This window comes from Pseudarthrobacter sp. YAF2 (assembly GCF_052113345.1).
Classification (GTDB): Bacteria; Actinomycetota; Actinomycetes; order Actinomycetales; family Micrococcaceae; genus Arthrobacter.
Genome location: NZ_JBFRDA010000011.1, coordinates 125791 through 133815, shown reverse-complemented (window position 1 = coordinate 133815; position 8025 = coordinate 125791). Strand labels below are relative to the sequence as shown.

General features: G+C 65.1%; 7 protein-coding genes and 1 pseudogene. 3 read left to right on the top strand and 5 right to left on the bottom strand.

The window, feature by feature from the left end; all coding sequences use genetic code 11:
* The 3 genes and pseudogenes from AB4Y79_RS13245 to hxlB form a co-directional block, all read right to left on the bottom strand.
* Positions 1 to 411 (bottom strand): annotated as a pseudogene (locus tag AB4Y79_RS13245) (glucose-6-phosphate dehydrogenase); the annotation flags it as partial.
* Positions 412 to 599: 188 nt separating this feature from the next.
* Positions 600 to 1223 carry a 3-hexulose-6-phosphate synthase gene (hxlA, locus tag AB4Y79_RS13240; RefSeq protein ID WP_441862491.1) on the bottom strand — a complete coding sequence of 208 codons (624 nt, stop codon included), beginning with the start codon at positions 1221 to 1223 and terminating at the stop codon, positions 600 to 602.
* 53 nt (positions 1224 to 1276) lie between these two features.
* Positions 1277 to 1876 (bottom strand): 6-phospho-3-hexuloisomerase, encoded by a 600-nt coding sequence (hxlB, locus tag AB4Y79_RS13235; protein ID WP_441862488.1) that lies wholly within the window; start codon positions 1874 to 1876, stop codon positions 1277 to 1279.
* A 130-nt stretch (positions 1877 to 2006) separates the two neighbouring features.
* On the opposite strand from hxlB, the gene AB4Y79_RS13230 reads away from it, so the two are divergent.
* Entirely contained in the window at positions 2007 to 3329 is a 1323-nt protein-coding gene (locus AB4Y79_RS13230) for a LuxR C-terminal-related transcriptional regulator (RefSeq protein ID WP_441862485.1), read from the top strand.
* Positions 3330 to 3359: 30 nt separating this feature from the next.
* Here the strand turns inward: AB4Y79_RS13230 and AB4Y79_RS13225 are convergent, their stop codons facing one another.
* Both AB4Y79_RS13225 and AB4Y79_RS13220 read right to left on the bottom strand, forming a co-directional pair.
* A complete protein-coding gene (locus AB4Y79_RS13225; RefSeq protein WP_441862483.1) occupies positions 3360 to 3641 on the bottom strand; it encodes a hypothetical protein in 282 nt (93 codons plus the stop codon).
* Between the two features lie 132 nt (positions 3642 to 3773).
* Positions 3774 to 4454: a GntR family transcriptional regulator gene (locus tag AB4Y79_RS13220; protein WP_441862480.1), complete on the bottom strand. Its 681-nt coding sequence runs from the start codon at positions 4452 to 4454 to the stop codon at positions 3774 to 3776.
* A gap of 122 nt (positions 4455 to 4576) precedes the next feature.
* Here AB4Y79_RS13220 and purU point away from each other — a divergent pair, with 122 nt between their 5' ends.
* The gene (gene purU, locus AB4Y79_RS13215) at positions 4577 to 5482 is read left to right on the top strand and encodes a formyltetrahydrofolate deformylase (protein WP_441862478.1); all 906 of its coding nucleotides are present in this window, start codon (positions 4577 to 4579) and stop codon (positions 5480 to 5482) included.
* Positions 5483 to 5532: 50 nt separating this feature from the next.
* Positions 5533 to 8025: a GcvT family protein gene (locus AB4Y79_RS13210; RefSeq protein ID WP_441862475.1), complete on the top strand. Its 2493-nt coding sequence runs from the start codon at positions 5533 to 5535 to the stop codon at positions 8023 to 8025.

The window sequence follows — 8025 nt, the reverse complement described above, 5'->3', positions numbered from 1 at the left end:
CTCGAACGCCTTCGGCGGGATGGACAGGTAGAACGCGTGGTTCCCCCGGGTACCCCGGACGTCGTCGAGCTCCTTGATCGTCTCGCCAAGACGCTCAAACGCCGCATCGTCGTCGAACTCACCCTGCACAAACCGGATACCCTCGGACAACTGGTTCCACACCGCCTCATCAAACGGGGTACGCGCATGCTCCTGCACGGAGGCCTTCACCTCGGCGGCGAAATCCTCCTTGTCCCACTCACGCCGGGCGAAACCGACCAACGCAAAGCTCGGCGGCAACAACCCACGATTCGCCAAGTCATACACCGCCGGCATCAACTTCTTCCGGGCCAAATCACCCGTCACCCCAAACAACACAAGCGACGACGGACCCGCAATCCGGTTCAAACGGCGGTCACGCGGATCCCGCAACGGATTACGCCCGCGCTTTTTCGAACGGAGGCCTATCAACAACGCTGTCGCAGTCACCGGTACGTCCTTGTCTAATTTGTCGGCGAATCTAATTTGTCGGCGAAATATCCCTGAATGGGCTCACTGAGGGCATGACACAGCGGCGGCCCCACCCCCGTCCAGGTGGAGCCGCCGCTGTCCCCCGGGCGTTAGTTGATGGCGGCCCGGAGTTCCTTGGCGGCCAGGGCCGGATCTGCAGCACCGTAAATGGCGCCACCGGCCACCGCGACTTCGGCTCCTGCGGCCTGGACGGCTGCGATGGTGCTGACGTTCACGCCGCCTGCCACCGAGAAGGGCACCTGCGATTCTTCGCCCGCGCGGAGGAGTCCGTTCAGGTCGAAGCCGGGCTTTGCCTGCTCATCCAGGCCCGCGTGCATCTCGACGAACTTCGCACCCAGGGCGCGCACCTCCCTGGCGCGGGTGGCCTTGTCCGCAACGCCGATCAGGTCAACGACCACACCCTTGCTGTGTGCCTTGGCGGCCTCGACGGCGCCCGCGATGGTGGAGTCATCGGCGGAGCCGAGCACGGTGACCAGGTCGGCACCCGCCTTGAAGGCGATGTCGGCTTCGAGTTCGCCGGCGTCCATGGTCTTCATGTCGGCGAAAACCAGCTTGTCCGGGTGGGCTTCCTTGATGGCCGTGACGGCGGAGAGGCCCGCAGCCTTGATCAGGGGCGTGCCCAGTTCGATGATGTCCACGTATTCGGCCACCTTGCCGGCCAGCTCGAGGGCGTCCTCGACGGTGAGGAGGTCAATGGCTACCTGAAGTTTCATTGCTTCTTCTTTCTGTTGGGGTTTGTCCAAAGGACTGGAAAGTGGGGACAGATCTATTCGAGGTTGGCGTGGCGCAGCCACAACTGCTCGGCGGGGATGTCGGCGTTGTCCCAGAGTGTTTGGAACACCGCCTCCGTTGCCACGAAGAGCACCTGTTCAAAGAGGCTCCCGGAGTACTGGCGGGACACGCCGGAGCCGTGGTCGGTCTTTTGCTGGGCGGGCAGCAGCACGACGGCGTCAGCCAGTCCCGCGAGCGCGGAACCGGGGTTGGCGGTGAAGGCGACGATCCGCGCCCCTGCCTTGGCGGCGGTCTCGGCGGCCTTCACGATCCCCGAAGTGCTGCCGGAGCCGGACGCCACGAGCAGAAGGTCGCCCTTCCGGATGGCGGGGGTGGTGGTGTCCCCGGCCACGTGGACCACAAGGCCGAGGTGCATCAGCCGCATCGCTGCCATCCGCAACACCAGGCCGCTGCGGCCTGCCCCTGCCACAAAGACGCGGTCGGCGTTCTCCAGCATCGACGCAGCCTGGCGCAGCCGGTCCGGGCTGATGCGGGCCGCGGTGTTCGTGATCTCCCCTAAAACCAGGGAGATATTGCCCGTAATGGCCCCGCCGGCTGCTTCCACTGCGGGATCGGTGAGAACAGTTGAGTCCATATCTCCTCCTTTGTCGTGTGCCTGGTATCCATCGTGCCGACACGGGAGGGTAGGCGAAACGCCAATTCGGGATGATTTCCACCACCCATTCGGGTAGGTGAACGCCGCATTCTTCGCGTAATCTGTCTGAATGAATGAGAGCGCCCCGCCCGTTCGGCTGGTTACGGACTTACCCGGACCCGCCCTGCCCTGGCCCCTGCTCCGCGCTGTCGCCCGGATCGCGGATGCGCCCCTCTCCGCCATTGCCGAACGGCTGCGCGAAGCTGTCCGCCCCTACACCGGCGGGGACGCCCTGGTGATCTTCACGGAGGAATGCACCGGGCGCCCGCAGAAGAAGGCGGGCGAGGAGGAGGTAGTGGCCCGGGTATCGATCGGTGAACTCCAGCAGCTGCGCGACCAGGTGGCCGGTGAGGGGCCTTGGACAGGACCGGCACAGATCGCAGGCAGGCAACGGCAGGCCTTCGCACTGAGGTACGCTCCGAGCAACGCTTTGCTGGTCATTAGCTATAGCGGGACGCCCGGGGGCCGGCAGCAGGCCGGGGACATGGAGCGCATGGACCTAACCCTGGTGTCATATCTCTGGGAAATGGCAGCACGCCGGATCCAGGAGAAGGTGAAGGATGCGCCGCCGTCCTATCTGCTGGAGTCAAGGGCAGCATCGGCGGAACGCATCAGGGTCACCAGCGAGCTGGTGGACCTTCATTCCACAACCTTGGAAACCATCTTGGCCGCCGCACGGTCAGGCTCCCTGGATGACGCAACGGCACGGGCCACCGTCAGTGACGCCGCGGCCAAGGCGCTGGTGGAACTGCGCACGCACAACGACCAGACGGCAGAACTGGTGAAGGAACCGGTGGCCACCGCTTTCAAACGGCTTCGTGAGGACCTGCGTCCGCTGACCCGGTTCAGTGGGATCGACGTGCAATTCATCGAACCCCCCTTGAACGGCAGGGCGCTGCCCGGGGAGGTAGCCATCGCGGCGCGGGCCATAGTGCGCGGCCTGCTGTTGGCCATGATGGAGCAGCCGGAGGTCCGCCGGGTGCGGACCCAGTGGGACTGCGACGGCGAAAACCTGCTGATCAACGTCCGGGACGACGGGCGGGGCGGACTCTCGGCTGACGCCCCGAACATGGAACGGCTGCACCGCAGGGTCCAGGCACTCGACGGCCGCATGGAAGTCGATCTCATGCCGGGCTGGGGCGCGGACATTTCCGTAACGCTGCCCCTGGATGCGCCAGCTTCTCCGGCAGACGTCTCGGGCTGGAACCTCGCGGCCCGGGAACTCGAGGTCCTCCAACTACTGGCTGCGGGGCAGCGCAACCGAAGCATAGCCGCCGCGCTGAACATCAGCGAGAACACGGTCAAGTTCCACGTGCGGAACCTGTTCAGGAAGCTGGGCGTGGCCTCGCGGACCGAAGCCATTGCGCTGGCCCACAGCCATGGACTGCGGTAGGACCGGCAGCACGGAGGGCGCCAGGGATGGTCACACCCAGATCTGGTAGCCCGATGACTTATCGAAGATCCGCCGGGTGCTGATGCCCTCAGCGGCTATCCAGAGCACCGAGCCGTCCTCCGCAGCCTGGTCCACCACGCCACTGGCCACGAGCTCCCCCAGCAGCCACACTTCAACACTGCGGCCGGGCAGGCGCGCCCAGTCTGCCCGGAGGCCGAGGGGCTTCTTCGACATGCCGCCGTCCTGCCTGCCTTGTTCGAGGTCGAGGCCGGAGGCACGAAATGGGGCTTCAAGGGTTGCCTGGGAATTCACTGGTCACTCCGTTCACCGGCGCCATCGCCGCTCATAAGAATCCAACACTGATATTTGATTGATATATCAATGTGAACTCAGAGTATGGTGCAGGTCACATCCAATGTCAACAGACGGGGTGGAGCAGCGGATCTAGGCGTTGAAGAGTGCCTCGCGTACCGCGTGTTCGAACCCGCTCACGTGGACCTTTGCAAGCTCGGAAGCCCGCTCCTCGTCGCCGTCGATGACGGCGCGGAGCAGATCGAGGTGTTCGCGCACATGGTGGGACAGGTCCGGCAGGCGGTCGATCACCATGCACCAGATCCGCGTTGCCAGGTTGTCGTACCGGATCAGGATGTCCTCCAGATGCGGGTTGGCAGCGGCGGCATAGATGCCCTGGTGTACGCGGGCATCCAGCTGCAGCGTCTCGGTCACGGTTGCCGCGGCAACATCAAATGCCTCGACCTTCTCGAGCGTGGCCCGCAGCCCGGCCCGAACCGCAGGGGAGGCAACCCGGGCGGCCCGAGCAGCGGCAAGGGGCTCGAGCTGGGCCCGGATCTCCGAAATGAAGGAAAGGTCAGTCACGTCCACCCGGGTGGCAAACGTGCCCCGCCGCGGGTAGGTCTTCACCAGCCGGTCCAGCTCCAGCCGCTTCAGGGCTTCGCGCACTGGAGTCCGCCCCATACCCAGGTTCCTGGCAAGGAGCTCGTCGTTCAGCAGCTCGCCGGGCTTGATTTCCAAGGTAAGCAACCAGTCGCGGATGCTCTCATAGGCAACGTCTGCCAGCGACTTCCTGCCGGTGTCGTCCGCCACCGCCAAAGATTCGATTGCCATGCTGAGCCCCTTCTTCGCAAACTGGAAAAAACTATTGACCTCGCCTATGGACCAGTATACGCTGACATCCAATCTAATATATCAGTCCGCAACTTTTGAATATATCTAGAAGGAGGAGGGACATGACCCTCATTGAAACAGCTTCAGCACCCGCTGTCCTGCCGGCGCTCAAGGAAGAGCAGGCGCAGAAGTTCGTGTTGACCCTGTCCTGCCGCGAGCAGGCCGGAATTGTGCAGGCCGTGACCACGTTCCTCTTCGAGCGTGGCTTCAACATCGACGAACACCAGCAGTTCGATGACAGCCTGCGCGAGACGCTCCACCTGCGCACAGCGTTCTCCGGCTCGCACGACTACACGTCAGCGATGCTCGAAGAAGAGTTCGCCGGCATCGCCAGCCGCTTCGACATGAAGTTCAGCTTCCACGACCAAACCCCCAAGCGGGTCCTGGTAATGGTTTCCAAGTTCGGCCACTGCCTGAACGACCTCATCTTCCGGTGGCGCGGCGGCAGCCTGGGTGCAGAGCTGGTGGCGGTGGTTTCCAACCACGAGACCCACCGCGCGATGGCGGACGCCGCAGGGCTGCCCTTCATCTACGTCCCCGTCACCCCGGACACTAAGGCCGACGCTGAGCGCCGGCTCCTGGAGCTGGTGGATGAGTACAACGCCGACCTCGTGGTCCTGGCCCGCTACATGCAGGTGCTCTCGAACGATCTCTGCCGGGCACTGGAGGGACGGGCTATCAACATCCACCATTCGTTCCTCCCCGGGTTCAAGGGCGCACGCCCCTACCACCAGGCCTACGACCGCGGCGTCAAGCTGGTGGGCGCCACGGCCCACTACGTCACGGCGGACCTGGACGAGGGCCCGATCATCGAGCAGGAAGTCATCCGCGTGGACCACACCTACGGTCCGGCGCAACTGTCCACCGTGGGCCAGGACGCCGAGGCACTGGCCCTCTCCCGCGCCGTCCGCTGGCACTGCCAGCACCGGGTGCTGCTGGACCAGACCAGCACCGTGGTGTTCCGGTGAGCACCGGCGCGTACGCAGACACAACCCATAAAGCAGCAGGAGAGACCCCCTTGGAATCGTCGCCACGCATTGTCATTATCGGAGCCGGCATCGTCGGCACCAACCTCGCGGATGAACTCGTCACGCGGGGCTGGAACAACATCACCGTCCTCGACCAGGGACCCCTCAACATGCCCGGTGGCTCCACCTCGCACGCCCCGGGACTGGTCTTCCAGACCAACCCTTCCAAGTCCATGGCCCTGTTCGCCAAGTACACCGTGGAAAAACTGCTGTCCCTGACCGAGGAAGGGACCAGCTGCTTCAACCAGGTTGGCGGCCTGGAAGTGGCCACCACCGAAACCCGCCTCACGGACCTGAAGCGGAAGCTCGGCTACGCCGCCGCCTGGGGCATCGACGGCAGGATCCTCTCCCCCGCGGAGTGCAAGGAGCTGTACCCCCTTATCAACGAAGAGGACATCCTGGGCGGCCTGCACGTCCCGAGCGACGGCCTTGCCAGCGCGGCGCGGGCCGTGCAGCTGCTGATCAAGCGCACCGAGGCTGCCGGCGTGAAGTACCAGGGCAACACCACCGTCACCGGCATCGAACAGTCCGGCCGCCGCGTCACTGGCGTCCAGACCCCCGACGGCGTGATCCCGGCAGACATCGTGGTCTCCTGCGCCGGATTCTGGGGTGCGAAGATCGGCGAAATGATTGGCATGTCCGTCCCGCTGCTCCCGCTGGCCCACCAGTACGTCAAGACCACCCCGGTCCCGGACCAGCAGGGCAAAAACGAGCTGCCCAACGGCGCATCGCTGCCCATCCTGCGTCACCAGGACCAGGACCTCTACTACCGCGAGCACGGCGACCGGTACGGAATTGGTTCCTACGCCCACAAGCCCATGCCCGTTGACCTGGACGAACTCGGCACCTTCAAGCCGAACGAGATCAGCGAGCACAATATGCCGTCCCGGCTGGACTTCACGATGGAGGACTTCCTCCCCGCCTGGGAGGCCACCAAGCGGCTGCTCCCCGCCCTGCGCGAAAGCGAAATCGAGGACGGCTTCAACGGCATCTTCTCCTTCACCCCCGACGGCGGCTCCCTCGTTGGCGAGTCCAGGGAAGTCGACGGTTTCTTCGTCGCCGAAGCCGTCTGGGTCACCCACTCCGCCGGCATCGCGCGCGCTGTTGCCGAACTCCTGGTGGACGGCAAGTCCTCCATCGACCTGGGCGACTGCGACATCCACCGCTTCGAGGACGTTCAGCTGACGCCCGGATATGTCAGCGAAACCTCGCAGCAGAACTTCGTGGAGATCTACGACGTCCTGCATCCGCTGCAGCCCAAGCTCTCCCCGCGCAACCTGCGCGTGTCCCCCTTCCACGCCCGGCACAAGGAACTCGGCGGCTACTTCCTCGAAGGCGCCGGCTGGGAACGGCCCTACTGGTTCGAGGCGAACGCCGAACTGCTCAAGGAAATGCCCGCCGACTGGCAGCCCCCGGCCCGCGATGCCTGGTCCGGCATGTTCAGCTCCCCCATCGCCGCGGCCGAGGCGTGGAAGACGCGCACCGCCGTCGCCATGTACGACATGACGCCCCTGAAGCGCCTCGAAATCTCCGGCCCCGGCGCCCTGAAGCTGCTGCAGGAACTCACCACCGCCGACCTGAACAAGAAGCCCGGCGCGGTCACTTACACGCTGCTGCTTGACCATGCCGGCGGGATCCGCAGCGACATCACCGTGGCCCGCCTCTCTGAGGACACCTTCCAGCTGGGCGCCAACGGCAACATCGACACCGCCTACTTCGAACGCGCCGCACGGCACCAGACCGAAAGCGGCGGCGCGGGCGACTGGGTCCAGGTCCGCGACACTACCGGCGGCACCTGCTGCATCGGCCTCTGGGGCCCGCTCGCCCGTGAGGTCGTCGGCGCGGCCAGCCGCGACGACTTCTCCAATGACGGACTGAAATACTTCCGCTCCAAGAAAGTCGTCATCGGCGGCGTCCCCGTCACCGCCATGCGCCTGTCCTACGTCGGTGAACTCGGCTGGGAACTCTACACCACCGCGGACAACGGCCAGCGCCTCTGGGATGCGCTGTGGAAGGCCGGCCAGCCGTTCGGCGTCATCGCGGCCGGACGGGCCGCGTTCAGCTCCCTGCGCCTGGAGAAGGGCTACCGCTCGTGGGGCACGGACATGACCACCGAGCATGATCCCTTCGAAGCCGGCCTGGGCTTCGCGGTAAAGATGGCCAAGGACAACTTCGTCGGAAAGGCGGCTCTGGAAGGCCGTACCGAGGAGAACTCCGCCCGGCGCCTGCGCTGCCTCACGGTCGACGACGGCCGCAGCCTGGTGCTCGGCAAGGAACCGGTGTTCTACAAGGACCAGGCAGTTGGCTACGTGACCAGCGCCGCCTACGGCTACTCCGTCAGGAAGCCGATCGCCTACTCCTACCTGCCCGCCGAAGTTTCGATCGGCGACTCCGTGGAGATCGAGTACTTCGGGCGCCGGATCGTCGCCACGGTCACCCAGGACCCGCTGTACGACCCCACCATGACCCGGCTCCGCGGGTAA